This is a genomic window from Streptomyces sp. NPDC101393, assembly GCF_044767385.1.
In the GTDB taxonomy this organism is placed as follows: Bacteria; Actinomycetota; Actinomycetes; order Streptomycetales; family Streptomycetaceae; genus Streptomyces.
In genome coordinates this window covers 30,667-57,014 of the sequence record NZ_JBIWNU010000006.1, presented here as the reverse complement: position 1 = coordinate 57,014, position 26,348 = coordinate 30,667, and the positions used below count along the sequence as shown (strand labels likewise).

The following is a 26,348-nucleotide window of genomic DNA, read 5'->3' as shown; positions in this document are numbered from 1 at the left end:
TCGTGCGGTGCGGAGCCCTGCGTGCCGCTGCTAGGCGGCGGGCACGAACGGCTGGAATTCCGCGGCCAGCTCTTCGTGCACCCGCGCCTTGAGGACCGTGCCGTCGGCGGTGTGCTCCTCGGAGATGACCTCGCCCTCGGCGTGGGCCCGCGAGACCAGGGCGCCCTGGGTGTAGGGCACCAGTGCCTCGATCTCGACCTCGGGGCGCGGGAGTTCCTCGTCGAGCAGCTCGAGCAGCTCGGTCAGGCCCTGGCCCGTACGGGCGGAGACCACGATGGCGTGCTTCTCCTGGCGCAGCAGGCGCTGGAGCACCAGCGGATCGGCGGCGTCGGCCTTGTTGACGACGACGATCTCGGGCACGTCCGTCGCGCCGACCTCACGGATGACCTCGCGGACCGCGGCCAGCTGCTCCTCCGGCACCGGGTGCGAGCCGTCGACCACATGCAGGATGAGGTCGGAGTCGCCGACCTCCTCCATCGTGGAGCGGAACGCCTCGACGAGGTGGTGCGGGAGGTGGCGGACGAATCCGACGGTGTCGGCGAGGGTGTAGAGCCGGCCGCTGGGCGTCTCGGCCCGCCGGACGGTCGGGTCCAGAGTGGCGAACAGGGAGTTCTCCACCAGGACGCCGGCGCCGGTGAGGCGGTTGAGGAGCGAGGACTTGCCGGCGTTGGTGTAGCCGGCGATGGCGACCGAGGGGACCTTGTTGCGCCGGCGTTCCTGGCGCTTGATGTCCCGGCCGGTCTTCATCTCCGCGATCTCCCGGCGCATCTTCGCCATCTTCTCGCGGATCCGCCGCCGGTCCGTCTCGATCTTGGTCTCACCGGGACCACGGGTGGCCATGCCTCCGCCGCCGCTGCTGGATCCGCCGCCGCCCATCTGACGGGACAGCGACTGACCCCAGCCGCGGAGCCTGGGCAGCATGTACTGCATCTGCGCCAGGGAGACCTGCGCCTTGCCCTCACGGGACTTGGCGTGCTGGGCGAAGATGTCGAGGATCAGGGCGGTCCGGTCGACCACCTTGACCTTGACGACGTCCTCCAGGTGGATCAGCTGACCCGGGGAGAGCTCACCGTCGCAGACCACGGTGTCCGCGCCGGATTCGAGCACGACGTCGCGCAGCTCAAGGGCCTTGCCGGAGCCGATGTAGGTGGCCGGGTCGGGCTTGTCGCGGCGCTGGACAACGCCGTCGAGCACCATCGCGCCGGCGGTCTCCGCCAGCGCTGCCAGCTCGGCGAGGGAGTTCTCCGCGTCCTGCACCGTCCCGGAGGTCCATACGCCGACGAGCACCACGCGCTCCAGGCGGAGCTGTCGGTACTCGACCTCGGTGACGTCTTCGAGCTCGGTGGAGAGGCCCGCCACACGGCGCAGTGCGGCACGCGCCGAGCGGTCGTACTGATCGCCGTCCCGCTCCCCGTCGATCTCGTGGCTCCAGGCGACGTCCTCTTCCATCAGGGCGTCGGCCCGCAGGCTCTCGGAGAGGCGCTGGCGGTCCTGCGGAAGGGAAGAAGAGGAGGTCATTTGATCCTTTGTGTCGTTGGGAGTCCTCGACGGGGACCTGGCGGTCCCGCTGGAACTGTCGGTGATGACAACGTCCGGGCCGCCCGGGAGATTCCCCGGGTCCGCTCGACGCCGACCCGAAGATGGTCGCACGGCGGGTGAAGGCCGTCACGCGGGTTTCCGGCGCTTTCCCGCCGCGAGGCCGGCGGCACGGGGCGTGGCCGCCGCCCGTGCCCGCAAGGGGCCGCGGACGACGCTCACCGTCCGTGAGCGGGCTTCGCGGCGGCCGCCTTGGTTTTCCAGCCCGGGTGCCCCGGCATCGCGGGGGTGTGCCGGGCGTAGAGCCAGTCGTGCAGGAAGCCGGAGAGGTCCTGGCCTGCGACGTCGGAGGCGAGCGCCAGGAAGTCCGCGGTGTTCGCGACGCCGTCGCGGTGCCGGGCCACCCAGATCCTCTGGAGGCGGTCGAAGGCGGCGGAGCCGATCTTCTGCCGCAGTGCGTAGAGGACCAGGGCGCTGCCGTCGTAAACCGCCGGGCGGAAGATGCCGATCTTCTGGCCGGGGGCGGGGGGTTTGGGCGCGGCGGGCGGGCCGCCGTCGGCGCGCCAGCTGTCCGACGACTCGTAGGCGCGTCGCATCCGCGCTTCCATGGAGGCGCGGCTGTCGCCCTTCTCCTGTGCGTAGAGCGCCTCGTACCAGGTGGCGTGGGCCTCGTTCAGCCAGACGTCGGACCAGCGGCGGGGGCTGACGCTGTCGCCGAACCACTGGTGGGACAACTCGTGCACCATGATCGACTCGATGTACCAGGCGGGCAGCTGCTTGGTGGTGAACAACCGCTTCTCGAAAAGCGAGAGGGTCTGGGTCTCCAGCTCGAAGCCGGTGGTGGCGTCCGCGATGAGCACGCCGTACGACTCGAAGGGGAACCGGCCGACCCTGCGCTCCATCCAGGCGACCTGGTCCGGGGTCTTGGCCAGCCAGGGCGCGAGGGCCTTGCGGTCGGCGGTCGGGACGACGTCGCGCAGATACAGGCCGTGCGGTCCGCGGCGCGGCAGCACGCTGGATTTCCCGATGCTGACCTGGGCGAGCTCGGTGGCCATGGGGTGGGCCGTGCGGTACGTCCAGGTGCGGCGCGGTCCCCGGCCGCCGGCGCCCAGCGGCAGTCCGTTGGCGACGACGGTCAGGTTCCGCGGCGCGGTGATGTGGAAGCCGAAGTACGCCTTGTCCGAGGGGTGGTCGTTGCAGGGGAAGACGCGGTGTGCGGCGTCGGCCTGGTTGGCCATCGCCAGCCCGTCGGCGGTCCGGACCCAGCCGCCGTCGGCCTTGCCGCGCGGGTCGCTGGTGTGTCTGACGACGATCCGCAGCTCCTGCCCCCGGAAGACCGGGAAGGCGGGGGTGAGCACCAGGTCCTCGCCGTGCCGCTCGAACCGGGCCGGCAGGCCTTCGACGGACACGGAGCGGACGGTGCCGTGGGCGAAGTCGAGGTTGAGGTGGTCGAGCTCGGTGGTGGCGCGGGCGGTGATCTCGGTGACGGCGTTCAGCGGGCGGTCGTTCCGGCCCCGGTAGTCCAGCGACAGGTCGTAGGACATGACGTCGTATCCGGGGTTGCCGAGGGTGGGGAAGAGGCGGTCGCCGATACCGCGGGCCCCGGTGTCCGGGGGCGCGGCGGCGCCGAGCACGGTGAGGGCGGCCAGCCCGAGGGCGGCGGCGCGGCGGCCGGCCGGTGACAGGACCCGGCCGCGTGGGGCCCGGGGCGGCGTACAGGCGGGGCTGTCAGGAGCGCGGGGCGGGCGGCGCGAGGGAAGCGTCATGGCCTACCGCTATCAGCGCGGCCCGCTCCCCCGTGGGTGGCGCGGCAGGGCGGCACCCGAACGGGCGAGGTTCTCAGGAGGGCAGCGCGGCGGCGGGGTGGGCGCGGCCCGCCCGCAACACGTCGTAGACGCCCGGCACTTGGCGCATGGCGCGCATCAGGGACGGCAGTGCGGTGGCGCTCGGCAGATGCAGCGTGTAGGTGTGCCGGACGCGTTGCTCGTGCGGGGGCTCGACGGCTGCGGACACCACGGCGGCGCCCTGGGTGGCGATCGCTTCGGTGAGGTCGGCCAGCAGGTGGGGCCGGCTGAACGCCTCCGCCTGCAGGGTCACCCGGCAGGACTGGCCGCTCCGGTCCGCGCCCCGCCAGCGCACACCGACCGGCCGCCGCCCCATCGACGCCATGCGCGCCACCACGGGGCACAGGGCGCGGTGCACGGTGACCGTGCCGCCCCGTACGGAGAATCCCGTCACGGTGTCCGGTGGCACGGGCGTACAGCAGCCCGCCAGCCGCACCGCCGCGCCGGGCACGTCGGCGACGGCGAGGACGGAGGCCGGGGCGCGGTGCACGGGCCCGTCCGGGGCACCGTGCTCCGGGGCACCGTGCTCCGGGGCGCTCGGGGCCGGCGCGGCGGCGGGAGGCGCGGGGATCGTCCCGCCGGGCGCGGGTGGCGGCGTCGCGGTCACCGGGGGCCCCGCGAGCCACCGGGAGATGGCCAGGCGGGCGGCGGGCGTACGGGCGTGGTCGAGCCACTCGGGCGAGGGGCCCGTCGCGGAGTCCGGGGCCATCAGCAGCTGGAGGCTGTCGCCGTCGTGCAGGACGGTGGCGAGCGCGGCGAGCCGGCCGTTGACCCGGGCGCCGATGCAGCAGTGCGCTGCCTCGCCGTGCCGCGCGTAGGCGGCGTCCACACAACTGGCCCCCGCGGGCAGCCCGATGGCGCCGCCCGTACGGCCCCGGGTGTGGTGCGCGGCCGCGTCCGGCGCGCCGTCCGGCAGGGCGTCGGGGCAGAAGACGGTGATCTCCCGGTCCTGGGCGAGGTCGTCGCGCAGCGAGGTCCAGAACGTGTCCGGGTCGGGGGTGGTGCGCTGCCACTCCAGGAGCCGGGAGAGCCATCCGGGGCGGGTCGGGTCGGCGCGCTCGCCGTCGGGGGTGTCCGGGCCGTCCGTCGGGGCGTACGGGTTGCCGAGCGCGATGACGCCGGCCTCGGCGACCCGGTGCATCTGGTGGGTGCGGATCAGGGTCTCGGCGATCTCGCCGCCGTCACCGGTGACGGCGGTGTGCAGCGATTGGTAGAGGTTGAATTTGGGGACCGCGATGAAGTCCTTGAACTCGGAGATGACCGGGGTGAAGCAGGTGTGCAGCTCGCCGAGCACGGCATAGCAGTCGGCGTCCTCGGCGACCAGCACCAGCAGCCGTCCCAGGTCGGCGCCGGTCAGCTCGCCGCGCCCGAGGCGGACGCGGTGCACGGAGACGAAGTGCCGGGGCCGCACGAGGACTTCGGCGTCGATACCGGCCGCGTCCAGGGTCGTGCGGACCCGGTCGGCGATGGCGGCGAGCGGGTCCGGACGGCCGGCGTGCTCGGCGACGAGGCTGCGGGTGGCGGCGTACTCGTCCGGATGCAGGATCGCGAAGACCAGGTCCTCCAGCTCGCTCTTGAGCGCCTGGACGCCGAGGCGTTCGGCGAGCGGGATCAGTACGTCGCGGGTCACCTTGGCGATCCGGGCCTGCTTCTCGGGGCGCATCACCCCGAGCGTGCGCATGTTGTGCAGCCGGTCGGCGAGCTTGATGGACATCACGCGGACGTCGTTGCCGGTGGCGACCAGCATCTTGCGGAAGGTCTCCGGCTCGGCCGCGGCGCCGTAGTCGACCTTCTCCAGTTTCGTGACGCCGTCGACGAGATAGCAGACCTCGGCGCCGAACAGGTCCCGGACCTGATCGAGCGTCACATCGGTGTCCTCGACGGTGTCGTGGAGCAGCGAGGCGGTCAAGGTCGTGGTCTCCGCGCCGAGTTCGGCGAGGATCAGGGTGACCGCGAGCGGGTGGGTGATGTACGGCTCGCCGCTCTTGCGCATCTGGCCCCGGTGCGAGGACTCGGCCAGCACATAGGCCTTGCTCAGGATGTCCAGATCGGCGGCCGGATGGTGGCCGCGGTGCACCTTGGCGACATGCTCCATGGCATCGGGGAGGCCGTCGCGGGGGGCCGGGCCGAGCAGCGCCGCGCGCCCGATCCGGCGCAGCCCCCGCAGCTCCAGCCGGGCGAGACCGCGCTTGCGGCCCGCTGCTTCAGGGTTACCAGGGTTAGTGGCCTCTGCGCTCATGGGCACCTCCGGCAGCGTCGACCGGTGAGGTGGACGGCGTCAGTCGGACGTCCGGACCGGTGCTTGATGCTATCGAGCCCATCACGCACCGCTGACCCGCTCTCGCCCAGAGTGAAACGGATCACCCATTCGAGCGAAGTTTTCGGCCACGGCCGTGTCTCTCCGGGGGGCGGCCCGGAGAGGGGTGCGTCAGGCGAGTGCGGTGGTCAGCCAGGCCGGGTCGAAGGTGCCCTCGGCGACGATCACGGCGGGGCCGGTCATCTCGACCGTGCCGTCGGGCAGCTCGGTGATCGACAGGCTGCCGCCGAGGACATCGACGGTGTGGGTGACCGGGACGCCGGTGACGGCCGGGTCGGCACCGTCCCGGCGGGCGGTGGCGACGGCGACCGCGCAGGCGCCGGTGCCGCAGGAGCGGGTCTCGCCGGAGCCGCGTTCGTGGACCCGCATCGCCACATGGCGCGGGCCGCGGTCGACGACGAACTCGATGTTCACGCCGTCGGGATAGACCGACGCGGGTGCGAACGGCGGAACGTCCCGGAGTTCACCGGCGTGGCTCAGGTCCTCGACGAACGCGACGGCGTGCGGATTGCCCATATTGACGTTGCGGGCCGGCCAGCTGCGGCCGTCGAGCGTCACCACGACGCTCTCCTCGGGCAGCTCGGCGCGGCCCATCGAGACGGTGACGTCGCCGGTCTTGGCGAGGTGGACGCGGCGGATGCCGGCGCGGGTGGCGACGGCGAGATCGCCGGCCTCGACCAGCCCGGCGTGCAGCAGATAGCGCGCGAAGACGCGGACGCCGTTGCCGCACATCTCGGCGATCGAACCGTCGCCGTTGCGGTAGTCCATGAACCATTCGGCCTCGTCGGCCATCGCGCGCGCCTCGGGATCCGCGGCACAGCGCACGACGCGCAGCAGGCCGTCGCCGCCGAGGCCGGCCCGCCGGTCGCAGATCCTGCTGACGGCGGTCTCGGACAGCTCGAGGCGGCCCTCCGGGTCGGGAACGATCACGAAGTCGTTCTCGGTGCCGTGGCCCTTGAGGAAGTCGATACGCGGTGCGGTGCTCACCCCTGAATCGTACGGGGTCCGTGCCCTCGGGCGGGTCCCCGGGCGCCGCCCCCGCGAGCGGTCAGCGCAGGCGGTCGACGCGCCAGATGGCGAGGGCGGCCAGGACGATCACCACGGCGGCGTAGACGGCCACCACCCGCCAGTCGGCACGGCGGCCGGAGCCGCGGCCCGGGAGGCCGGGCCAGGTGTGGCCGACGCGGCGGGCGGCCATCATTCCCCAGCCGGCGGAGCAGCAGCACAGCAGGAGGCCGAGCATCGCTATGACGGCACCGCCGTCACCGCCGAATTCGAAGGCGAGGGGGAAGGCGAACATCAGCGAGCCGACGGCGGCGAGCACCACGATCGGCGCGAGCTGCCACAGCCGCAGCCGGCGGGGCGGGCGGAGTTCGCGGAAGGACTCGCCGCCCTCGGCGGACCCGCCGTCCTCGGTGTCAGGGCCGTCCGAGTCGTCCAGGGTGGCCTGCCGCGGGAGCGGGCTGCCGTCGTCGGCGGGCAGGTCGTCGGGGCCGTCCTGGGTCAGCGGTGCCGTATCGGCGCCGTTCCCGTCCGGTTGCTGCGCTCTGTTGCGAGGGCCGGCCTCCATTGCCACGCGCCCTCCCCACTGCAGACTGCACGCCTCGATCGAAGGTCGATGATGACACGCCCTCAGGGGGCCGGATGACGGCCGGAGCGTCCCGATGCCATGACGTGATCAGGCTGTGACCGGTCGTTCGAGCAACGCCAGCGCACGCCCGGGAAGTTCCGCCCTCCGGTCGGCCGCGCCGCTGAGCCAGTGCACGCGGGGGTCGCGGCGGAACCAGGAGTCCTGGCGGCGCGCGAAACGCTTGGTGGCGCGCACTGTCTCGTCGCGCGCCTCCTGGTCGGTGCACTCCCCCGCCAGGTGGGCGAGCACCTGCTGGTAGCCGAGCGCCCGGGAGGCGGTACGGCCCTCCCGCAGCCCCTCGCCCTCCAGGCGGCGCACCTCGTCGACGAGCCCGGCCTCCCACATGCGGTCGACCCGCAGCGCGATCCGTTCGTCCAGTTCGGGGCGCTCGACGTCGACGCCGATCTGCAGGGTGTCGTAGACCGCTTCGTGGCCGGGGAGGTTGGCGGTGAAGGGCCGCCCGGTGATCTCGATGACCTCCAGGGCGCGCACGATCCGGCGGCCGTTGCCGGCCAGGATGGCGCGGCCGGCCTCCGGGTCTGCGGCGGTGAGCCGGGCGTGCAGGGCGCCGCTGCCCTGTTCGGCGAGTTCGGCCTCCAGGCGGGCGCGGACCTCCGGGTCGGTGCCGGGGAAATCCAGGGCGTCGATCGCGCCGCGTACGTACAGGCCGGAGCCGCCGACGAGGACCGGGGTGCGGCCCTCGGCGAGCAGGCGGTCGATCTCGGCGCGGGCCAGCTGCTGGTATTCGGCGACGCTGGCCGCCCGGGTCACGTCCCAGATGTCCAGGAGGCGGTGCGGGACGCCTTGTTGTTCCTGCGGGGTGAGTTTGGCGGTGCCGATGTCCATGCCGCGGTAGAGCTGCATGGAGTCGGCGTTGATGACCTCACCGCCGGTGTGCCGGGCGAGCGCGACGCCCAGGTCTGACTTTCCGGCCGCGGTGGGGCCGACGACGGCGATGACCCGCGGAGCGGGAACGGCGATGTTCACCCCGTCAGTCTCGCAAACATCACGCCCCCATCCCGAATGAGCGACGTGACGCGCAACGGCCGGGGTCGTTTCCTGTTGCGGGATCCCGAGTGCCGGTTCACGACCGGCGCCCGCGGGCGGCGCAATGGGACGCTCCGAGGCGGCAAGGGATTTAGCCCAGATGAGCACAGTAGGAGCAGATATGGGTATTTTTTCGCGATTTCGGCGCCGTCCGTCCGACGCGTCGACGGAGGCTGGTGCGGCCACGACGGTAACGGCGGAGTCGGACACGGCGGAACCGGTTGACGAGGCGGTTACGGACGGGGCTGTCACGGCGGAGGAGACCGCCAAAACGGCGCCGGGGCAGGACGGTCCCACGGACCGGGCGGACGCGCCGGCAGCGGATGCGGGGAGCGCCGAGGAGAAGGGCGGGGCCGCGTCGGCGTCCGACGCCGATACCGCCGCTGCCGACACCGAGGCGGACACCGATGCCCCTGACAAGGGCGACGACGCCGCCGCGTCCGACGGTGCCGACGGTGCCGACGGTGCCGACGACGAAGCGGCGCCCGCGGCCGAGAGCTCCGGGATTCCGCGGCAGCAGTCCGCCGGCGCGGCCGCGGACAGCGACGCGGGCGAGAGCGCCCGCAACTAGCCGGACGCACGGCACACGGCAGCGGCCGCGAGGTGACTCACCTCGCGGCCGCTGCCGTACCGGCGGGACGACGGGACGTGCCCGGCCGCGGCTCCCCCGCCGGTCCGGGCGGCGACTAGGACCAGGCGGCGACGAAATAGCCGACGCCGTAGGGAGCTTCCTCGCGCAGCAGCGTGCCGCGCAGGTCCGCGCCCTCGGCCGCGCCCGCCAGGACCTGCCAGCAGGCCCTCCCGGACGCCTGGAGGTCGAAGGCCAGCTCCTCGTCGAGTGCGGTCAGCGCGGCGGTGTCGGCGGCGCCCAGGGCGCGGGCCGCTTCGGCGTCGAAGGCCTCGGCGCGCTCGTCGAAGTAGCCCGGTGCCTTGACCGTGCGGCGGGCGCTGCCGTCGCCCATGACCAGCAGCGCGACGCGCGGCGCGGAGGCGGAGATCTCGCGGCCCACCGGCAGGCAGCGGTCCCGGGTGAGCGGCTCGCCGACGCCCAGGCCCTCCACGGGCGCATCGGCCCAGTCCGTACGGGACAGCAGCCACGCGCCGACGGACAGCGACGGCGGCAGGCGCCGCTCGGAGGTCGTTCCGGGGGCGCCCAGCGCCACGTCGAGGTCCACGCCGAAGCCGCGGAAGGAGCCGATGGCGCCCTGCGGGTGCGGGCCGCGGCCCGCCTGTTCGGCCGGGCCCAGCACGACCAGCCGGTCCGGGCGGGCCGCGGCGAGCACCCCGACGGCGTCCAGGGCCGCGGCACGCAACCCGTCCAGCTCGGGCGCGGCACCGGCGGCGACCTCGGGAACGAGCAACGGCGGGCAGGGGCAGATGGCGGCGGCTACGAGCATGGCACGCAGCGTAACGCCCGTGGTGCGAGCCGGAATGCGGCAGCCCGGTGGCGGCCGGGGCCGGCCCGGGGTGCGTCAGTCGCAGCCGCAGCCCGGGGAGGCGGCCGGCACGGACGCCGGGGCGCCGATGGTGGGCAGCCCGAGCAACACGCCCTGGGGCTTCTGGGCGGGGGCGGCGTTGCGCTTCTCCCAGGCGTCGCCGGCGCGGGTGCGGCGCACGGTGCGGGTGGGGCCCTCGGCGAGGAGGTGGTGCGGGGCGGCGTAGGTGATGTCCACCGTCACCATGTCGCCGGGGCGGACCGGCTCCTGGGGGCGGGTGAAGTGGACGAGACGGTTGTCGGGGGCCCGGCCGGACAGCCGGTGGGTGGCGTCGTCCTTGCGGCCCTCGCCCTCGGCGACCAGGACCTCCAGGGTCCGGCCGACCTGCTTCTTGTTCTCCTCCCAGGAGATCTCCTCCTGGAGGGCGACCAGGCGCTCGTAGCGCTCCTGGACGACGGCCTTGGGGATCTGGCCCTCCATGCCGGCCGCGGGGGTGCCGGGCCGCTTGGAGTACTGGAAGGTGAAGGCCTGGGCGAAGCGGGACTCGCGGACCGTGTGCAGGGTCTGCTCGAAGTCCTCCTCGGTCTCGCCCGGGAAGCCGACGATGATGTCCGTCGAGATCGCGGCGTCCGGCATCGCGGCGCGCACCTTCTCGATGATGCCGAGGAAGCGGTCCTGGCGGTAGGAACGGCGCATGGCCTTGAGGACCGTGTCCGAGCCGGACTGCAGCGGCATGTGCAGCTGCGGCATGACGTTGGGGGTCTCGGCCATGGCGGCGATGACGTCGTCGGTGAAGTCGCGGGGGTGCGGGGAGGTGAAGCGCACCCGCTCCAGCCCCTCGACGGCTCCGCAGGCGCGCAGCAGCTTGCTGAACGCCTCGCGGTCGCCGATGTCCGAGCCGTAGGCGTTGACGTTCTGGCCGAGCAGGGTGATCTCGCTGACGCCCTCGGCGACCAGGGCCTCGACCTCGGCGAGGATGTCGCCGGGGCGGCGGTCCTTCTCCTTGCCGCGCAGCGCGGGCACGATGCAGAAGGTGCAGGTGTTGTTGCAGCCGACGGAGATGGACACCCACGCCGCGTAGGCGCTCTCGCGGCGGGTGGGCAGGGTCGACGGGAACGCCTCCAGCGACTCGGCGATCTCGACCTGCGCCTCCTCCTGGATGCGGGCGCGCTCCAGCAGCACCGGCAGCTTGCCGATGTTGTGCGTCCCGAAGACCACGTCGACCCAGGGGGCCTTCTTGACGATGGTGTCGCGGTCCTTCTGGGCGAGGCAGCCGCCGACGGCGATCTGCATGCCGGGCCGCGCGGCCTTCTTCGGGGCGAGCTGGCCGAGGTTGCCGTAGAGGCGGTTGTCGGCGTTCTCCCGCACCGCGCAGGTGTTGAAGACGACGACGTCGGCGCCGTCGGCGCCCTTGGGCGCGCGGACGTATCCGGCGTCCTCCAGCAGGCCCGACAAGCGCTCGGAGTCGTGGACGTTCATCTGGCACCCGTAGGTGCGGATCTCGTAACTCTTGGATTCCTGAACGTCCACTGCGTGGCTCCGGTCACTGCTGGTCATACGACAAGGGTAGGCGGTGCCCGGAGTGCCTCTCGACAAAGGCGCCGATCCCGCTCGGGCGGGCGCCGGCAGCCTCCTGAGGTGCACGTCATGGCCGTGGCGGACAGGGGGCGCAGCGGTCCGCGAAAGCGGCCGCACGGCGCCGCCCCTCCCTTTCCGGCCTCGGTACTGGCAGGATCCCGCCCATGGCCACCGCACTTCCCCGCCTCACCCGCCGCCGGGCACTCCGGGCGGCGATCGCGGCACCCGTCGCGCTCGGACTGCTGCTGTGGTGGCTGCTGTCGATGGGCTCCGAGCCGGCCCCCGGCGGCCGGGTCACCCTGGCGACGGGCGTGCCGACCGGCGTGTACGCGCGCTACGGCGAGCTGCTCAAGCAGGATCTGGCGCGGGACATGCCGGAGGTGGATCTGCGGCTGGCGCGCAGTGAGGGGTCGATCGACAATCTGCGCCGGCTGACCTCCGGGCGCGCGGAGTTCACCATCGCGACGGCGGACGCGGTCGCGACGTACCGCAGCAGGAACGAGCCGGGCGCCGCCCGGCTGCGGGCCTGTGCCCGGCTGTACGACGACTACATGCAGCTGGTGGTGCCGAAGGGGTCCGCGGTCCGCTCCGCCAAGGACCTGGGGCGGCTGCGGGTGGGGGTCGGCGCGGACGGCTCGGGCGTCCAGCTGATCACCCGGCGGCTGCTGGAGGCGGCCGGGCTGGACTTCGAGAAGGACATCACGGCGGAGCGGGTGGGCATCGACAAGATGCCGGGAATGCTGAAGAGCGGGAAGCTCGACGCCTTCTTCTGGTCGGGCGGGCTGCCCACGACGGCGGTGCAGCAGCTGGCGAAGACGTACCCGGTACGGCTGGTGCAGCTCGGGGACCTGAGCGACCGGCTGCACCGGCAGGGCGAGCGCACCCGCTATTACCGTGCCGCGGTGATGCCCGCCGACGCCTACCCGCAGGTCCAGGACGGGCAGGCGGTCAAGACCATCGCGGTGGCGAATCTGCTGGTGACGACGGACCGGGAGGACGCCGCGCTGACGCGGGGCATCACCGAGACCGTCATCCGCAGCCGGGACTGGATCGGGCTCCAGGTGCACGCGGCGCAGCGGGTGGACCTGCGGACGGCGGTGTTCACCGACCCGCTGGAGCTGCACACGGGCGCCCGGCGCTATTACCTGTCGGAAAAGCCCTGAGCCTCGCGACCGGGCGCCGCGCGCGTCCCGGCCGGGTGGCCGGGACGGCGCCCGAAGGTCAGCCCCGCGCGGTTCCTGAGGGGCGGCGGGCGGGCCGGCTGCGGCGCGGGCGGCGCCGGCCACCTCCGCCGGAGGCTCCGGCGCCGGCGGCCGGATCGGGCGCGGTGACCTGGACGGGCACCCCGGTGGGGGCCTGGGCGCCGGTGATCCGTATGAGTTCGGTGTCGCCGGGGGCGACCTCCGCGGTGCCCGGGATGATCTTCGCCTGGCGCATCAGCCGCGTCATGTCGCGCCGCTGGCCGGGCGTGACGAGCGTGACGACGGTGCCGGACTCGCCGGCCCGTGCGGTGCGTCCGCCCCGGTGCAGGTAGTCCTTGGCCTCGGTCGGCGGGTCGACGTTGACGACGAGGTCGAGGCCGTCGATGTGGATGCCGCGGGCGGCGACGTTGGTCGCGATCAGCGCCGAGGCATCCCCGGTGCGGAACTGTTCGAGGGTGCGGGTGCGCTGCGGCTGGGTCTTGCCGCCGTGCAGTGCGGCCGCGCGCACTCCCTGGGCGAGCAGGTGCTTGGTGAGCCGGTCGGCACCGCGCTTGGTGTCCACGAACATGATCACGCGGCCCTGCCGGGCGGCGATCTCGGTGGCGGTGGCGCGCTTGTCGAGATCGTCCACGTACAGGACGTGGTGGTCCATGGTGGTGACCGTGGCGGCCGACGGGTCCACGGAGTGGGTGACCGGATCGGTCAGGAAGCGGCGCACCAGCTTGTCGACATTGCGGTCGAGGGTGGCCGAGAACAGCATCCGCTGGCCGTCCGGATCGACCTTCTCCATCAGCCGGGTGACCTGCGGCAGGAAGCCCATGTCGGTCATCTGGTCGGCCTCGTCGAGGACGGTGATGGTGACCTGGTCGAGCTTGCAGGCGCGGCGGTCCAGCAGGTCGGCGAGCCGTCCTGGAGTGGCCACGAGCACCTCGGTGCCCTTGCGCAGCACGTCCACCTGACGGGAGATCGAGGTGCCGCCGACGACGGTGGCGCAGCGCAGTTCCAGCGCGGTGGCGTAGGGGGCGAGCGCCTCGGTGACCTGGCCGGCGAGTTCACGGGTGGGGACGAGGACCATCGCGAGGGGCCGCTTGCTCACGGCACGCCTGCCCGCGAGGCGGCTGAGCATCGCGAGGCCGAAGGCGAGCGTCTTGCCGGAGCCGGTCCTGCCGCGGCCGAGCACATCGCGGCCCGCGAGCGTCGCGGGGAGCGTGGCGGCCTGGATGGGGAACGGCTCGGTGACGCCTTGCGCGCGCAGCGCGGTCAGGAGGGCCGGCGCCAGCGGCAGCTCGTCGAAGGAGCCGGCGGGCGCGGGGACGGACGCCGCGGTGGGCGTCCTGGGGGCGGCGCTCTGTCGCGGTGCGGTCGCTGGTGTCACGGAAGGCCCTTCGGGAGCGAGAGGGAAGACGTGGGTCGTGCCGGTCTCGCACTCTCCCGTGGGGGTGACACCCGATGGCCGAGGACGGGGGATGCGGTGATCCTCTTGGCGGTGTGGCCGTGCGGCCGTGTGGCGGCGGATGCGTTTGCATCCGCGCATCTGTGCATACGGGACGGGGCCCGCACCGGCTGACCGGTGCGGGCCCCGTCACGAGACGCGGGGTGCGTCAGGCGGGGATGATGTTCTCCGCCTGCGGGCCCTTCGGGCCCTGGGTCACGTCGAACGAGACCTTCTGGCCCTCCTGCAGCTCACGGAAGCCCTGAGCCTGGATGTTCGAGTAGTGGGCGAAGACGTCGGGGCCGCCGCCGTCCTGCTCGAGGAAGCCGAAGCCCTTTTCCGAGTTGAACCACTTCACGGTGCCAGTAGCCATTTTTTTCTCCTTCATGGGGCAAACCGGAGACCACACTTCGTGGAATCCATGTCGCCGAGATGATTGCCCCACACCGGACCGGCGAAGGTCCGGAAAACAATGAACGCCCGGGGCTACAAGCCTCCGGGCGCACACAACGTTCATGGGTACCACAACTGCAACGTTGTTTACGGTAGCACAGGAGCAGCCGACGGCGCGGTGCGCGGCACGGTGACCGTCACCCGGAGGCCGTGCGGCGGATGGGGCGCGTAGGAAATGGCGCCGCCGCCCGCGGCGAGCAGGATGCGGGTGATCGACAGGCCGAGCCCGGAGCCGGAGACGTTCTGGTGGCGGCTGCTGCGCCAGAAGCGGTCACCGATCCTGGTGAGCTCGTCGTCGGCCAGGCCGGGGCCGCGGTCGGCGACGGTGATGGTGACGCTCTCGCCGTCCCGTACGACCGCCACGGTGACCGGTTCGTCGGGCGGGGTGAACTTCAGGGCGTTGTCGACGACGGCGTCCAGCGCGCTGGAGAGGGCTATCGGGTCGGCCCACCCGGTGACGGCCCCGGCCCCCTCGTACGTCAGCCGGACGCCCTTACTGTCGGCCAGCGGCCGCCAGGAGTCGACGCGTTCGGCGGCGAGTGCGGCGACGTCGGTGAGCTGGAGGTCGGCAGCGGCGTGTTCGGCGAGCGCGAGGTCGAGGAGGTCGTCCAGGACGCGGGCGAGCCGTTTGCCCTCGGTGCGCACCGACGCGATCTCCTCGTTGCCGTCGGGGAGTTCGAGGGCCAGCAGCTCGATACGCAGCAGCAGCGCGGCGAGCGGGTTGCGCAGTTGGTGGGAGGCGTCGGCGACGAAGGCACGCTGTTGTTCCAGGACGTCCTCGACGTTGTCGGCCATCTCGTTGAACGAGCGGGCCAGGCGGCGCAGTTCGGGCGGGCCGGCGGTGGCGGCGACCCGGGAGTTCATCCGCCCGGTGGCGATGTCGTGACTGGCCGTGTCGAGGACCCGTACGGGCCGCAGCACCCAGCCGGTGAGCCGGATCGCCGCGCCGACCGCGACGAGCATCGCCACGCACTCACCGGCCGCGATGAAGAGCCAGTCGTGCAGGATGTGCGCGCGCATCCGGTCCGTGGGCGAGTCGGTGACGACGACGGCGACGACATCCCCGTCGCGGATGACCGGCGAGGCGACCGGGACGCGGCCGGTGTCGTCCCAGGGCCAGATCTGGTGCGGGTCGTGGCTGCGGCGGCCGGCCAGCGCCTCGTTGAAGGCCTGCCGGCCCTCGCCGTCGCGCGGCACCGTCAGGGACGCGGGCGCCGCGGCCATCGGGCTGTGGTCGCGGTAGAAGACGCCGGCCCGGATGCCGTAGAGGGTGTGATAGCGCTCCAGTTCGGCGCCGAGGGTGGCACGCCGTTCCCCCTCGTCGGGGCTCTTGACGGCCGTGGGCCCTTCGGGGCGGGCGGTGACGAACTGCGCGAGGGAGGCGAACCGCGCGGCGTCGTCGATCCGGTCGACGACCACCTTCTGCTGCTCCACGCCGGCGGTGATCACGCCGAGCGGTACGCCGAGCGCGAGCAGCACAGCGGCCATGAGGACGATGAGGAGCGGGAGGAGTCGGGTACGCACGTGCGGGCGGCGGGGCGGTCAGGGCGCCGGGGACGCGGGCGGCCGGGTGCCGGGCGCGGCGGGGGTGCCGGCGGCCGGGGCGACGAGGCGGTAGCCGACGCCGCGCACCGTCTCGATCAGCGCGGGCATGCGGAGCTTGGCGCGGAGCGAGGCGATGTGCACCTCCAGGGTCCGGCCGGTGCCCTCCCAGCTGGTGCGCCACACCTCGCTGATGATCTGCTCCCGGCGGAAGACCACACCGGGGCGCTGCGCGAGCAGGGCGAGCAGATCGAACTCCTTGCGGGTGAGCGGGACCGCGGTGCCGTCCACGGACACCTGGCGGGTGGGGAGTTCGACGGTGACCGTGCCGAGCCGCAGCGGCTCCTGGGGGGCGGCCTCCTCGGCCGGCTGATCGGCACCGCCGGCCGCGCCGCGGCGGCTCACCGCGTGGATACGGGCCAGCAGTTCGCCGGTGTCGTAGGGCTTGACGACATAGTCGTCGGCCCCGAGATTGAGTCCGTGGATGCGCGAGCGCACATCGGCCCGAGCGGTGACCATGATGACGGGGATGGCGCAGATCTTGCGGATCCGGCCGCACACCTCGAAGCCGTCCTGGTCGGGCAGCCCGAGGTCGAGCAGGACCACGGCGAACGGCTCGGCGTCGGCGGGCAGCAGGGCCCGCAGCGCCTCCTCGCCGTTGCGGGCGTGCACGACGGAGAGGCCGTGCTTGGCCAGCACCAGGGACAGGGCCGCCGCGACATGGTCGTCGTCCTCGACGAGCAGCAGTCTCATCGGCCTCCTCCTCGGGTGCGCGCTTTTGTACAGGCCACAGGGCATCTACGGCGATGGAGGGTGTGCGCGTCAAGGGGCGGCCACCTCCCGGCCGCCATCCGTTACCCAGCCGGTACGCCGCCACGACATCCGCACGGCGCCCCGGGCCTGCCGGAACCGCGCCGCCTTTCGCACCGCACCGTACCGCCCGTAAGTCCGCGTTCACACAGAGTGTCCCTTTGCGGCCGGATCGTTATGCTCAATTCTCCCTCAGATGTAATGACGCTGGTCGCAGCGCATTACTAGGGTCCTCCCAACCGAGGAGGACGGAGCTACCGCCGATGAGCGAAGTATCGGTGACCAAGAACGCCGAGGGTCCCGCACCGGCAGGCGACGAGCTGGTCGTGCTGGACCACGTGAACAAGCACTTCGGCGCGCTGCACGTGCTCCAGGACATCGACCTGACGATCCGCCGCGGCGAGGTCGTCGTCGTGATCGGCCCCTCGGGGTCCGGCAAGTCGACGCTCTGCCGCACGATCAACCGCCTGGAGACCATCGACACCGGCAGCATCACCATCGACGGCAGGCCGCTGCCGCAGGAGGGGCGGGAGTTGGCGCGGCTGCGCGCCGACGTGGGCATGGTCTTCCAGTCCTTCAACCTCTTCGCGCACAAGACGGTGCTGGAGAACGTGATGCTGGGCCAGACCAAGGTCCGCAAGACGGACCGGGCGGCCGCCGCGAAGAAGGCCCGTGCGCTGCTGGACCGGGTGGGTGTGGGCACGCAGGCGGACAAGTACCCCGCGCAGCTGTCCGGCGGACAGCAGCAGCGCGTGGCGATCGCCCGTGCGCTGGCCATGGACCCGAAGGTGATGCTCTTCGACGAGCCGACCTCCGCGCTGGACCCGGAGATGATCAACGAGGTGCTGGAGGTCATGCAGCAGCTCGCCCGGGACGGCATGACGATGGTCGTCGTCACGCACGAGATGGGCTTCGCCCGCTCCGCGGCGAACCGGGTCGTCTTCATGGCGGACGGGCGCATCGTCGAGGAAGCCGAGCCGAACCAGTTCTTCAACAACCCGCGCAGCGACCGGGCGAAGGACTTCTTGTCGAAGATTCTTCATCACTGACGCCGTGGTTGGGCCACGATGACTGCCAACACTTGTTGATCCAAAGGATGTTCACCATGAGGATGCGTAAGACGGCTGCTGCGGGTGCGATGGTGCTCGCTCTGGCGGCGACGGCAACGGCGTGCGGCGGCGAGTCGGGCACGGCGGGCGACAAGCCGGCCGGCGGCGACGTGTTCAAGGGGACCTACAAGGCCGCCAAGAACGTCAAGGTCGACTCGCAGGTCCTGAAGGACGCGCAGAAGGCCAAGAAGATCGTCATCGGGGTCAAGGCCGACCAGCCGTACCTGGGGTTCCGCGACACGGACAACAAGTACTCCGGCTTCGACATCGAGATCGCCAAGATGGTCGCGGCCGACCTCGGTTTCACCGAGAGCCAGATCACGTTCAAGCCGATCGACTCCAACAGCCGTGAGACGACGATCAGCAAGGGCGACATCGACTACTACGTCGGTACGTACACGATCAACGACGAGCGCAAGAAGCAGGTCGGCTTCGCGGGCCCGTACTACACCGCGGGCGCCGACCTGCTGGTGCGCCGGGAGGAGAAGGGCATCACCGGCCCGACCTCCCTCAAGGGCAAGAAGGTCTGCTCGATCGTCGGCTCCACTCCGCTCCAGGAGATCAAGAAGGCGAAGTACGGCGCCGACACCACCGAACTGTCGAAGTACTCGGAGTGCGTGACGCAGCTGCTCGACAACCAGGTCGACGCGGTCACCACCGACGACGCGATTCTCAAGGGCTTCGCGGCCCAGCGTCCCAAGAAGCTCAAGGTCCTGGACAAGCCGTTCACCAAGGAGCCCTACGGCGTCGGCCTGAACAAGGACGACAAGGCGCTGCGCGAGGCGATCACCAAGGCGCTGGAGCACCACATCGCGAACAAGGACTACCAGAAGGCGTACGAAGGCACGCTCGGCAAGTCGGGCTCGAAGTACGTCGCCCCGGAGACCCCGCTTCCGCGGTACTGAGGCTCCGGCGTTCCTGTTCGACCACACGCCGCCCCGTACGCCCGCAGCGGCGGGCGTACGGGGCGTGCTGTTGCCCACCCCGCTTTGACCCCCTGCCCGCCGTCGACCCGACCGCTACCGCGGAGACCCCATGAACGTACTCCTCGATCATCTGCCCGAGTTCCGTGACGGGTTCCTCGGAACCCTGGCGATCACCGCGTCAAGTGCTCTGGTCGCCCTGGTATTCGGCGTTCTCATAGCCGGGTTCCGGGTCTCGCCGATTCCGCCGCTGCGCGCCTTCGGGACGGCCTGGGTCACACTGCTGCGCAACACCCCCCTGACGCTGCTCTTCCTGATCGCCTTCTTCGTCGTCCCGCGGATCCTCATCCCGGGCCTCAGCCCGTACGTGCTGGCCACCCTGGCGCTCGGCTTCTACACCTCGTCGTTCGTGTGCGAGGCGGTGCGGTCCGGTATCAACACGGTGCCGCTGGGACAGGCCGAGGCCGCGCGCAGCATCGGCATGACGTTCGCCCAGACCCTGCGGATGATCGTTCTCCCGCAGGCCACGCGCACCGTGCTGCCGCCGCTGAGCAGCATCTTCATCGCGCTCACCAAGAACTCGGCCATCGCCGGCGCCTTCAGCTACCCGGAGCTGTTCAACGTCTCCAAGCTGCTGAACGACAAGGGCTACGCGATCGCCTGGATCTTCCTGTGGGTCGCACTCGCCTACCTCCTCATCACCTTCGCGATCAGCGGCCTCTTCCGTCTGCTGGAGCGCCGGATGGGGGTCGCCCGATGAACGGACGCGACAGGCGGAACGGCACGACCTGGATGTCACGCGCATGCGGCGCGGAACGAAGCGAGGTAAGGGCATGAGCGGCGCCAGCGTTCTCTACGACGTACCCGGGCCGAGGTCGAAGGCACGCAACCGCGTCTACGCCGTCGTCGGCACACTCGCGGTGGTGGCGCTGATCGCCTTCGTCGTGCTGCGACTGGACGCCAAGGGCCAGTTCGCGCCCGAGATGTGGGACATCTTCAACTACGCCGGTGTGCGGAACAACATCCGCAACGGCCTGCTGACGACGCTTGAGGTCTTCGCGGTCGCCGCGGTGCTGTCCCTGCTCCTGGGCGTGCTGCTCGCGGTGGCACGGCTCTCGGACCACAAGCCGGTCCGGTGGCTGGCGACCTCGTTCATCGAGCTCTTCCGCGCCGTCCCGCTGCTGATCACCGTCTACGCGCTGTGGGTGATCCTCCTCAGCAACCGCGACGCCTTCGGCCTCTCCGGCAGCCAGCCGCAGTTCTGGGCGCTGGTCATCGGACTGACGGTCTACAACGGATCGGTCCAGGCCGAGGTGCTGCGGGCCGGCATCAACTCCGTCCCGAAGGGGCAGAGCGAGGCCGCGTACGCGCTGGGGCTGCGCAAGACGCAGGTCATGACGACGGTGCTGATCCCGCAGGCCGTCCGGGCCATGCTGCCGACGATCATCAGCCAGCTCGTGGTGACCCTGAAGGACACCTCCCTCGGCTACATCATCACGTTCGAGGAGCTGCTCTACACCGTCCGTCTGATGAGCAACAACACCATCGTGAACGGCGCGGACACCTACATCCCGTTCATCATCGTCATCGGCAGCATCTACGTGGCGATGTGTCTGGCGCTGTCCGCCCTGGCCACCTGGATCGAGCGGCGCGGCCGGCGGGCGAAGACCGGTATCGGCGTCGCCGAGGCCGGCGAGCCGGTGGCGGCCACCGACGCCCTGGAAACCGGCGACGCGGCACCCGGCGGCCCGGCCCGCAAGGACAACTGACGGCCGGACAGGTCCTTGATGAACCGTCCGGAGGCGGCGGCACCCGTGCCGCCGCCTCCGTCACTTGACGCGAGCGCCCGCAATGGGTTGCATACGCTGTGTGATCACGCACCGGGCTCCAACTGCCAGTTCCCGCACGTCCCGTAAGCACCACCGGGCCCGGGGAGTCACGCCGTGGACCCGGTGATCATCGTCGGGGCCGGCCCGGTCGGCCTCTCGCTCGCCCTCGCACTCGCCCGACTGGCCGTACCCTCCATCGTGCTCGACGAGACCGACGGCCAGGAGGACACCCGCCCCGCCCGCACCGCCGTGCTCCGCCAGGACACCGCAGCCTTCGCCGGCCGGCTCGGCTGCGCCGGCGCCCTGGAGACCGAGGGCACCCGCTGGACGGCCTGGCGCACGATGCGCCGCCGCCGGCTGCTGGAGCGCGTCGCCTTCGACCCCCGGCCGGGCGCGGCCGCCGCCACCGCCTCCCCCGTCCACCTCCCCCAGCACGCGCTGACCCGCGCACTGCGTGCCGCCCTCGCCGACCAGAAGCTCGCCCAGATCGTCACCGGCAGCCGGCTGGCCGAACTGGAGCAGGACCCGCACGGCGTCAGCGCCCACACCCGCGGCCCCAACGGCACCTGGTGGCGCGGGAGTTACCTCGTCGGCTGCGACGGCCCGCGCTCCACCGTCCGCAAGCTGCTGGACATCCGCTTCCCCGGCCGGACGGCCGTCGAACGCCATGCGGTCGCCGCACTGCGCACCGAACTCCCCTGGCCCGGCGAGGCCCTGCTGCACCGCTCACCGGCCCGGCCCGCCGGCGGCCCCGGCAGCGAGGTCTCCGCCCGGCCGATGGCCCACGGCGTCTGGCGGCTGGACTGGCTGCTGCCACCGGGACGGGACCTCGTCACCCCGGACGCCCTGATCGCCCGGATCCGCGACTCACTGGCCGGCTGGACCGGCGAAGCGGCGCCGCCGGAGACCGGGGGCAACGCCGTCACCGGGCTCTCGGGAGCCACGGACGAGCGCGGCGGGGCACCCGCCCGCGGACGCGGGCACCGGCGCCAGGTCCCGCCGTACGACCTCCTCGACACCGGCGTGCACACCGTCCACCACCGGCTCGCGCGGCGCTGGCGGGAGGGCCGCGCCTTCCTCGCCGGGGACGCCGCGCACCTGCTGGGCGCGCTCGGCACCCAGGGGCTGGACGAAGGCCTGCGGGATGCCGAGAACCTCGCGTGGAAGCTGGCGCTGGCCTGGCACCAGGGGGCATCAGAGACCCTGCTGGACAGCTACCAGGCCGAACGCCGGGGCTCGGTCGCGGCCCGGCTGCGCGCCGCCGACCAGGCCCTGCCGCTGCTGCGGGACGGCGGCGCGGGCCGCTGGCGGACCCTGGTCCCGGGCGCGGCAGGCGGCCGGAGCACCCTCCTCACGGACGGGCACCTGGGCCGCGGCCCGCTGGGCGCACCGCCCGTGTACGCCCGCTCGCCGCTCGCCGCGGCCGACGGCACCGGCTCCCCGGTCGGAACGCGGCCGGGTGCGCCGGTCACCGATGTGGCGGTGACGGCGGGCGACGGCGCCGAGGTCCGGCTGCGCGACCGCCTCGGGCAGGGACTGCTCGTGGTGCTGGTAGCGCCCGGCACCGGGGTCTGGGAACAGCGGCACTGGCAGTCGGCGGGTCTGATGCCGCAGCTGACCGACGCGGTCTCCGCGCTGCCGATGCGCTCCGAGGTCCTGGTCACCGAGGCCTACCCGGGCGCGCCCGCGCACACCGTCCTCGTCGTACGCCCCGACGGCCACCTGGTCGCGGCGCTGCCCGGCGTCCGCCCCGACGAGCTGTACGCCTGCGCGGACGCGGTACGGGGCGGGTCGTACGGGACCGGCGGGACCAGCGGAACCAGCGGAACCAGCGGGAGCATCCCTCCGCCGGTTGACCCGGTTGGTCCCGATGATCCGGTTGGTTCTGTTGACCCTGTGGGAAGCACCGTGTTTCACTCCGAGGGTGACTGACCAAGGCTCGCGATTCTGGCGGAGGGTCCATCTGGACCTGGTCCGCCATGCGAGCTGCATGTGTCGTCCGTCCTGCTGATCCGCATCCCCTCCCCCGCGCGGCCGTGTGCCTTCATCCGGCAGCCGCGCCTCTTCGCGATCCCCAGGACGGTCACCCGTGCCCGACGTACGTACCCCCGCGCGCCCGCACACCGCAGGCCCTGACGGCGGGGCAGCCGGCAGCAACACCGACGAGGGAACCGGCCCCCGAGCCGGCCCCAGCGCTTCCGCACTCCTCGACTTCGCCCACCGCACCGCCGCCGACACCACGCTCATCGCCTCACTCCCGCTCGACCCCGAGGGCCGCACCTGGATCCGGCTCGACGGACCGGGCGGCAGCGAGGCCTGGCTGATCGGCTGGCCGCCCGGTACCGGCACCGGCTGGCACGACCACGGTGGTTCGCGCGGCGCGTTCGCCGCGGCCGCGGGCGAGCTGACGGAACAGTCGCTCACCGCCCAACTCCCCACCGAGGGCTGGAAAACCTTGGAACTCGCCGACGACGTGGACCGGGAGCGCAAGCTCAGCGGCGGCCGCGGCCGGGCGTTCGGCCCGCACCACGTCCACCAGGTGCTCAACACGTCCCCGCACACCCACGCGGTATCCGTGCACGCCTATTACCCGCCACTGCCCCTGATGCGGCGCTACAGCCGCACCGGGCAGCTCCTGCGCCTCGAAGCGGTCGAAAGCCCGGACGAGTGGGAGTGAGCGCGGGGCGGGCGCGAGGTGGAGTGCGGGATGGGCGCGGGGCGGAGTGCCGGACGGGCCCGGGATGGGCGCGAGGTGAGTGGGAGCGAGCGGGTGCGTGGGAGCGAGCAGGTGCGTGGGAGCGAGCAGGTGCGTGGGAGCGAGCAGGTGCGTGGGAGCGAGCAGGTGCGTGGGAGCGAGCAGGTGCGTGGGAGCGAGCAGGTAGCTGGAAGTGAAGGGGCCGTGCGATGAGTGCCATTGACGAGCTGCTGGAGCGGACCCGGAGCGAACTGGAGCGGGTGGGCCCCCAGGAAGCCGCTGCCGCCCAGGCCGCCGGCGGGCTCCTGGTGGACATCCGCTACGCGGAACTGCGGGAGCGCGACGGCACGATCCCCGGCGCATTGATCGTCGAACGCAACGAGCTGGAGTGGCGCCTCGACCCGACGGGCGACCACCGCGCACCGGAGGCGACCCACCACGATCTGCCGGTCGTGGTGGTGTGCAACGAGGGATACGCCTCCAGCCTCGCGGCAGTATCGCTGCGCCAACTGGGCCTGCACCGCGCCACCGACCTCATCGGCGGCTTCCAGGCCTGGCGAACGGCAGGCCTACCGGTGCGGAGCGCGGCCGGGAACGCGGGCGAAAGCACGGGCGGGGACGGGGACGGGGACAGGGACGGGGTACACGGGCGGGGCTGACTGTTGGGGGGCGGCGGGGCGACCGGGCGAGCGTGGGCGGGGCGCTTGAGGTCAGTCATGGGGGGCTTCCCCCCCCGGCCCCCGCCCCACCCCTCCCACCCCACCCCGCAAGCTCAAAGCGCGTGCCATAGGCCCATTGCCCCGGCACATGAAGCCCCCACGCCTGAAGCCCCCACGTCATGCGCCCGGCGCCCCCACGCCATGCACCCGGCGCCCCGCGCAGGCACCCCTCAAAGCCGTCGAAGGCACCCTCGGTCGCCCACCCGCATGAAGCCTCGCCAGGCACCGCGCGCCCCACGCCGTGCCTCGTCAGACACCAGGCGTCAATCCCCCGCCCGACCCTCGTCCTCCCCCGCCCCCACTTCCGGCCCCCGCTTCCGGCTTCCGCTTCCCACTACCGGCTCCGGCTCGGCTCCCGGCATGAAGCTCACTCGGCGTCAGACGTCCGGCAGGTGATGATCCAGCAGTTCCGGGTCCTCGCCCTCCTCCTCCAGCGCCCGGCGGACCACGCGGAGGGCGAGCCCTTCCGAGTAGCCCTTGCGGGCCAGCATCGAGGCCAGGCGGCGCAGGCGTTTCTCGCGGTCCAGGCCCCGGGTCGTGCGCAGTTTGCGGTCGACCAGTTCGCGGGCCGTGGACTCCTCCTGATCGGAGTCGAGGCGGCTGACGGCCACGTCGATCACGGCGGAGTCCACGCCCTTGGTACGCAGTTCTCGGGCCAGGGCCCGGCGGGCCAGGCCTCGGCCGTGGTGGCGGGACTCCACCCAGGCGTCGGCGAAGGCCGCGTCGTCGATCAGTCCGACGTCCTCGAAGCGGGACAGCACTTCCTCCGCCGCCTCCTCGGGGATGCCCCGCTGGTGCAGGGCGTCCCCGAGCTGCTTGCGTGTACGCGGACTACCGGTGAGCAGGCGCAGGCAGATGGCCCGTGCCTGCTCCTCGGGCGTACGCGGTGGTCCCGTCTCGGCCCTCGACGAGGTGGGACCACCGCCGTTCTTACGGCCCTTGCGGCCGCTACGGTCCTCGGCTTCGCCGGCAGCGCCGCTGGTGACGTCCTCGCTGCCCGACCAGTCCGTTCGCCGTGTCATGGCGGGCTAGCTCTTGGCCGCGGCGGCCTTGGAACCCTTGGCGCTCTTGGCCGCCGGCGCCGGAACCGTCTTCGGCGGCTCTCCGTCCGCCCCGACCGGACCCGCTGCGTCCGCGCCGGGCTCCGCCGTGGGCTCCTGCGGCTTCACGCCGACGCCCAGCTTCTCCTTGATCTTCTTCTCGATCTCGTTGCCGAGGTCCGGGTTGTCCTTGAGGAAGTTGCGGGCGTTCTCCTTGCCCTGGCCGAGCTGGTCGCCCTCGTAGGTGTACCAGGCGCCGGACTTGCGGACGAAGCCGTGCTCGACGCCCATGTCGATCAGGCCGCCCTCGCGGCTGATGCCCTGGCCGTAGAGGATGTCGAACTCGGCCTGCTTGAAGGGCGGCGCGACCTTGTTCTTGACGACCTTGACGCGGGTGCGGTTGCCGACCGCGTCCGTGCCGTCCTTGAGGGTCTCGATGCGGCGGATGTCGAGGCGCACCGAGGCGTAGAACTTCAGCGCGCGGCCACCGGTGGTGGTCTCGGGCGAGCCGAACATCACGCCGATCTTCTCGCGGAGCTGGTTGATGAAGATCGCGGTGGTCTTGGACTGGTTGAGCGCGCTGGTGATCTTGCGCAGGGCCTGGCTCATCAGCCGGGCCTGGAGGCCGACGTGGGAGTCGCCCATCTCGCCCTCGATCTCCGCCCGCGGCACCAGGGCGGCGACGGAGTCGATCACGATGAGGTCGAGCGCACCGGAGCGGACCAGCATGTCCGTGATCTCCAGCGCCTGTTCGCCGTTGTCCGGCTGGGACAGGATCAGGGCGTCCGTGTCCACGCCGAGCTTCTTGGCGTACTCGGGGTCGAGTGCGTGCTCGGCGTCGATGAACGCCACGGAGCCGCCGGCCTTCTGGGCGTTCGCCACCGCGTGCAGGGTCAGGGTCGTCTTACCGGAGGATTCCGGGCCGTAGACCTCGACGACGCGGCCGCGCGGGATGCCGCCGACGCCGAGCGCCACGTCAAGGGCGGTCGATCCGGTGGGGATGACCTCGATGGGTTCGTTGGGGCGCTCCCCCATGCGCATCACGGCGCCCTTGCCGAATTGCCGTTCAATCTGTGCGAGCGCGGCGTCCAGCGCCTTCTCGCGGTCAGTGCCTGCCATGGGTTCCACCCGATTTGCTTGAGTCGATCGCTTCACGTCCATGACGCTAACGCCTGCCACTGACAATGCGCCCGGACCCGGCTCCGG

22 protein-coding genes and 1 pseudogene are annotated in these 26,348 nt (G+C 72.2%); 9 read left to right on the top strand and 14 right to left on the bottom strand.

What is annotated here, in order from left to right; genetic code table 11:
- Positions 1 to 30: 30 nt before the first annotated feature.
- The 6 genes from hflX to miaA form a co-directional block, all read right to left on the bottom strand.
- Positions 31 to 1,518, bottom strand: coding sequence for a GTPase HflX (gene hflX, locus ACIRQ7_RS20130; RefSeq protein WP_403668749.1), 1,488 nt, complete (start codon positions 1,516 to 1,518; stop codon positions 31 to 33).
- Between the two features lie 236 nt (positions 1,519 to 1,754).
- A complete protein-coding gene (locus tag ACIRQ7_RS20125; RefSeq protein ID WP_404264003.1) occupies positions 1,755 to 3,302 on the bottom strand; it encodes a M1 family metallopeptidase in 1,548 nt (515 codons plus the stop codon).
- A 73-nt stretch (positions 3,303 to 3,375) separates the two neighbouring features.
- Positions 3,376 to 5,619, bottom strand: a complete 2,244-nt coding sequence (locus ACIRQ7_RS20120) for a RelA/SpoT family protein (protein ID WP_404264001.1) — start codon at positions 5,617 to 5,619, stop codon at positions 3,376 to 3,378.
- Between the two features lie 189 nt (positions 5,620 to 5,808).
- Complete coding sequence (gene dapF, locus ACIRQ7_RS20115; RefSeq protein WP_404263999.1) at positions 5,809 to 6,684, bottom strand: diaminopimelate epimerase; 876 nt, start codon at positions 6,682 to 6,684, stop codon at positions 5,809 to 5,811.
- Positions 6,685 to 6,745: 61 nt separating this feature from the next.
- Positions 6,746 to 7,267, bottom strand: coding sequence for a hypothetical protein (locus ACIRQ7_RS20110; protein ID WP_404264574.1), 522 nt, complete (start codon positions 7,265 to 7,267; stop codon positions 6,746 to 6,748).
- Between the two features lie 108 nt (positions 7,268 to 7,375).
- Positions 7,376 to 8,314 carry a tRNA (adenosine(37)-N6)-dimethylallyltransferase MiaA gene (gene miaA / locus ACIRQ7_RS20105; RefSeq protein WP_404263997.1) on the bottom strand — a complete coding sequence of 313 codons (939 nt, stop codon included), beginning with the start codon at positions 8,312 to 8,314 and terminating at the stop codon, positions 7,376 to 7,378.
- 181 nt (positions 8,315 to 8,495) lie between these two features.
- Here miaA and ACIRQ7_RS20100 point away from each other — a divergent pair, with 181 nt between their 5' ends.
- A complete protein-coding gene (locus ACIRQ7_RS20100; RefSeq protein ID WP_404263995.1) occupies positions 8,496 to 8,945 on the top strand; it encodes a hypothetical protein in 450 nt (149 codons plus the stop codon).
- Between the two features lie 115 nt (positions 8,946 to 9,060).
- Here ACIRQ7_RS20100 and ACIRQ7_RS20095 read toward each other — a convergent pair whose 3' ends face one another.
- A complete protein-coding gene (locus tag ACIRQ7_RS20095; RefSeq protein ID WP_404263994.1) occupies positions 9,061 to 9,771 on the bottom strand; it encodes a class III extradiol dioxygenase subunit B-like domain-containing protein in 711 nt (236 codons plus the stop codon).
- A 75-nt stretch (positions 9,772 to 9,846) separates the two neighbouring features.
- Complete coding sequence (gene miaB, locus ACIRQ7_RS20090; RefSeq protein ID WP_404263993.1) at positions 9,847 to 11,367, bottom strand: tRNA (N6-isopentenyl adenosine(37)-C2)-methylthiotransferase MiaB; 1,521 nt, start codon at positions 11,365 to 11,367, stop codon at positions 9,847 to 9,849.
- 185 nt (positions 11,368 to 11,552) lie between these two features.
- On the opposite strand from miaB, the gene ACIRQ7_RS20085 reads away from it, so the two are divergent.
- Positions 11,553 to 12,551, top strand: a complete 999-nt coding sequence (locus ACIRQ7_RS20085) for a TAXI family TRAP transporter solute-binding subunit (RefSeq protein WP_404263991.1) — start codon at positions 11,553 to 11,555, stop codon at positions 12,549 to 12,551.
- A gap of 58 nt (positions 12,552 to 12,609) precedes the next feature.
- Here ACIRQ7_RS20085 and ACIRQ7_RS20080 read toward each other — a convergent pair whose 3' ends face one another.
- The 4 genes from ACIRQ7_RS20080 to ACIRQ7_RS20065 all read right to left on the bottom strand — a co-directional run bounded on the left by ACIRQ7_RS20080 (position 12,610) and on the right by ACIRQ7_RS20065 (position 16,770).
- Positions 12,610 to 14,124 carry a DEAD/DEAH box helicase gene (locus tag ACIRQ7_RS20080; protein ID WP_404263990.1) on the bottom strand — a complete coding sequence of 505 codons (1,515 nt, stop codon included), beginning with the start codon at positions 14,122 to 14,124 and terminating at the stop codon, positions 12,610 to 12,612.
- Positions 14,125 to 14,191: 67 nt separating this feature from the next.
- A complete protein-coding gene (locus tag ACIRQ7_RS20075; protein ID WP_404263988.1) occupies positions 14,192 to 14,395 on the bottom strand; it encodes a cold-shock protein in 204 nt (67 codons plus the stop codon).
- A gap of 167 nt (positions 14,396 to 14,562) precedes the next feature.
- On the bottom strand, positions 14,563 to 15,999 hold the full coding sequence (locus ACIRQ7_RS20070; RefSeq protein WP_404263986.1) for a sensor histidine kinase: 1,437 nt from the start codon (positions 15,997 to 15,999) through the stop codon (positions 14,563 to 14,565).
- An 18-nt stretch (positions 16,000 to 16,017) separates the two neighbouring features.
- Positions 16,018 to 16,770, bottom strand: coding sequence for a response regulator transcription factor (locus ACIRQ7_RS20065; RefSeq protein WP_401480161.1), 753 nt, complete (start codon positions 16,768 to 16,770; stop codon positions 16,018 to 16,020).
- Between the two features lie 320 nt (positions 16,771 to 17,090).
- Here ACIRQ7_RS20065 and ACIRQ7_RS20060 point away from each other — a divergent pair, with 320 nt between their 5' ends.
- The 7 genes and pseudogenes from ACIRQ7_RS20060 to ACIRQ7_RS20030 all read left to right on the top strand — a co-directional run.
- The gene (locus tag ACIRQ7_RS20060; RefSeq protein ID WP_401480158.1) at positions 17,091 to 17,876 is read left to right on the top strand and encodes an amino acid ABC transporter ATP-binding protein; all 786 of its coding nucleotides are present in this window, start codon (positions 17,091 to 17,093) and stop codon (positions 17,874 to 17,876) included.
- Positions 17,877 to 17,932: 56 nt separating this feature from the next.
- Entirely contained in the window at positions 17,933 to 18,841 is a 909-nt protein-coding gene (locus ACIRQ7_RS20055; protein WP_404263984.1) for a glutamate ABC transporter substrate-binding protein, read from the top strand.
- A 130-nt stretch (positions 18,842 to 18,971) separates the two neighbouring features.
- Positions 18,972 to 19,619, top strand: a complete 648-nt coding sequence (locus ACIRQ7_RS20050; RefSeq protein WP_404263982.1) for an amino acid ABC transporter permease — start codon at positions 18,972 to 18,974, stop codon at positions 19,617 to 19,619.
- 73 nt (positions 19,620 to 19,692) lie between these two features.
- Complete coding sequence (locus ACIRQ7_RS20045) at positions 19,693 to 20,628, top strand: amino acid ABC transporter permease (RefSeq protein WP_404263981.1); 936 nt, start codon at positions 19,693 to 19,695, stop codon at positions 20,626 to 20,628.
- Between the two features lie 174 nt (positions 20,629 to 20,802).
- Positions 20,803 to 22,620 carry an FAD-dependent monooxygenase gene (locus ACIRQ7_RS20040; protein ID WP_404263980.1) on the top strand — a complete coding sequence of 606 codons (1,818 nt, stop codon included), beginning with the start codon at positions 20,803 to 20,805 and terminating at the stop codon, positions 22,618 to 22,620.
- Between the two features lie 157 nt (positions 22,621 to 22,777).
- Positions 22,778 to 23,365: a cysteine dioxygenase gene (locus tag ACIRQ7_RS20035; RefSeq protein WP_404263978.1), complete on the top strand. Its 588-nt coding sequence runs from the start codon at positions 22,778 to 22,780 to the stop codon at positions 23,363 to 23,365.
- A gap of 227 nt (positions 23,366 to 23,592) precedes the next feature.
- Positions 23,593 to 23,961: pseudogene (locus ACIRQ7_RS20030) on the top strand (rhodanese-like domain-containing protein); the annotation flags it as partial.
- 518 nt (positions 23,962 to 24,479) lie between these two features.
- On the opposite strand, the gene recX reads toward ACIRQ7_RS20030, so the two are convergent.
- Positions 24,480 to 25,124, bottom strand: a complete 645-nt coding sequence (gene recX / locus ACIRQ7_RS20025; protein WP_404263977.1) for a recombination regulator RecX — start codon at positions 25,122 to 25,124, stop codon at positions 24,480 to 24,482.
- 6 nt (positions 25,125 to 25,130) lie between these two features.
- Complete coding sequence (recA, locus tag ACIRQ7_RS20020) at positions 25,131 to 26,261, bottom strand: recombinase RecA (protein WP_401480134.1); 1,131 nt, start codon at positions 26,259 to 26,261, stop codon at positions 25,131 to 25,133.
- Positions 26,262 to 26,348: the final 87 nt, after the last annotated feature.

Coding starts and splice junctions, on each gene's coding strand:
- ACIRQ7_RS20055 (WP_404263984.1), top strand. CDS start 17,933: ATGAGGATGCGTAAGACGGCTGCTGCGGGTGCGATGGTGCTCGCTCTG.
- ACIRQ7_RS20050 (WP_404263982.1), top strand. CDS start 18,972: ATGAACGTACTCCTCGATCATCTGCCCGAGTTCCGTGACGGGTTCCTC.
- ACIRQ7_RS20045 (WP_404263981.1), top strand. CDS start 19,693: ATGAGCGGCGCCAGCGTTCTCTACGACGTACCCGGGCCGAGGTCGAAG.
- ACIRQ7_RS20085 (WP_404263991.1), top strand. CDS start 11,553: ATGGCCACCGCACTTCCCCGCCTCACCCGCCGCCGGGCACTCCGGGCG.
- recX (WP_404263977.1), bottom strand. CDS start 25,124: ATGACACGGCGAACGGACTGGTCGGGCAGCGAGGACGTCACCAGCGGC.
- ACIRQ7_RS20110 (WP_404264574.1), bottom strand. CDS start 7,267: ATGGAGGCCGGCCCTCGCAACAGAGCGCAGCAACCGGACGGGAACGGC.
- ACIRQ7_RS20095 (WP_404263994.1), bottom strand. CDS start 9,771: ATGCTCGTAGCCGCCGCCATCTGCCCCTGCCCGCCGTTGCTCGTTCCC.
- hflX (WP_403668749.1), bottom strand. CDS start 1,518: ATGACCTCCTCTTCTTCCCTTCCGCAGGACCGCCAGCGCCTCTCCGAG.
- recA (WP_401480134.1), bottom strand. CDS start 26,261: ATGGCAGGCACTGACCGCGAGAAGGCGCTGGACGCCGCGCTCGCACAG.
- ACIRQ7_RS20120 (WP_404264001.1), bottom strand. CDS start 5,619: ATGAGCGCAGAGGCCACTAACCCTGGTAACCCTGAAGCAGCGGGCCGC.
- ACIRQ7_RS20100 (WP_404263995.1), top strand. CDS start 8,496: ATGGGTATTTTTTCGCGATTTCGGCGCCGTCCGTCCGACGCGTCGACG.
- ACIRQ7_RS20060 (WP_401480158.1), top strand. CDS start 17,091: ATGAGCGAAGTATCGGTGACCAAGAACGCCGAGGGTCCCGCACCGGCA.
- miaB (WP_404263993.1), bottom strand. CDS start 11,367: ATGACCAGCAGTGACCGGAGCCACGCAGTGGACGTTCAGGAATCCAAG.
- ACIRQ7_RS20075 (WP_404263988.1), bottom strand. CDS start 14,395: ATGGCTACTGGCACCGTGAAGTGGTTCAACTCGGAAAAGGGCTTCGGC.
- ACIRQ7_RS20080 (WP_404263990.1), bottom strand. CDS start 14,124: ATGCGCGGATGCAAACGCATCCGCCGCCACACGGCCGCACGGCCACAC.
- ACIRQ7_RS20065 (WP_401480161.1), bottom strand. CDS start 16,770: ATGAGACTGCTGCTCGTCGAGGACGACGACCATGTCGCGGCGGCCCTG.
- ACIRQ7_RS20125 (WP_404264003.1), bottom strand. CDS start 3,302: ATGACGCTTCCCTCGCGCCGCCCGCCCCGCGCTCCTGACAGCCCCGCC.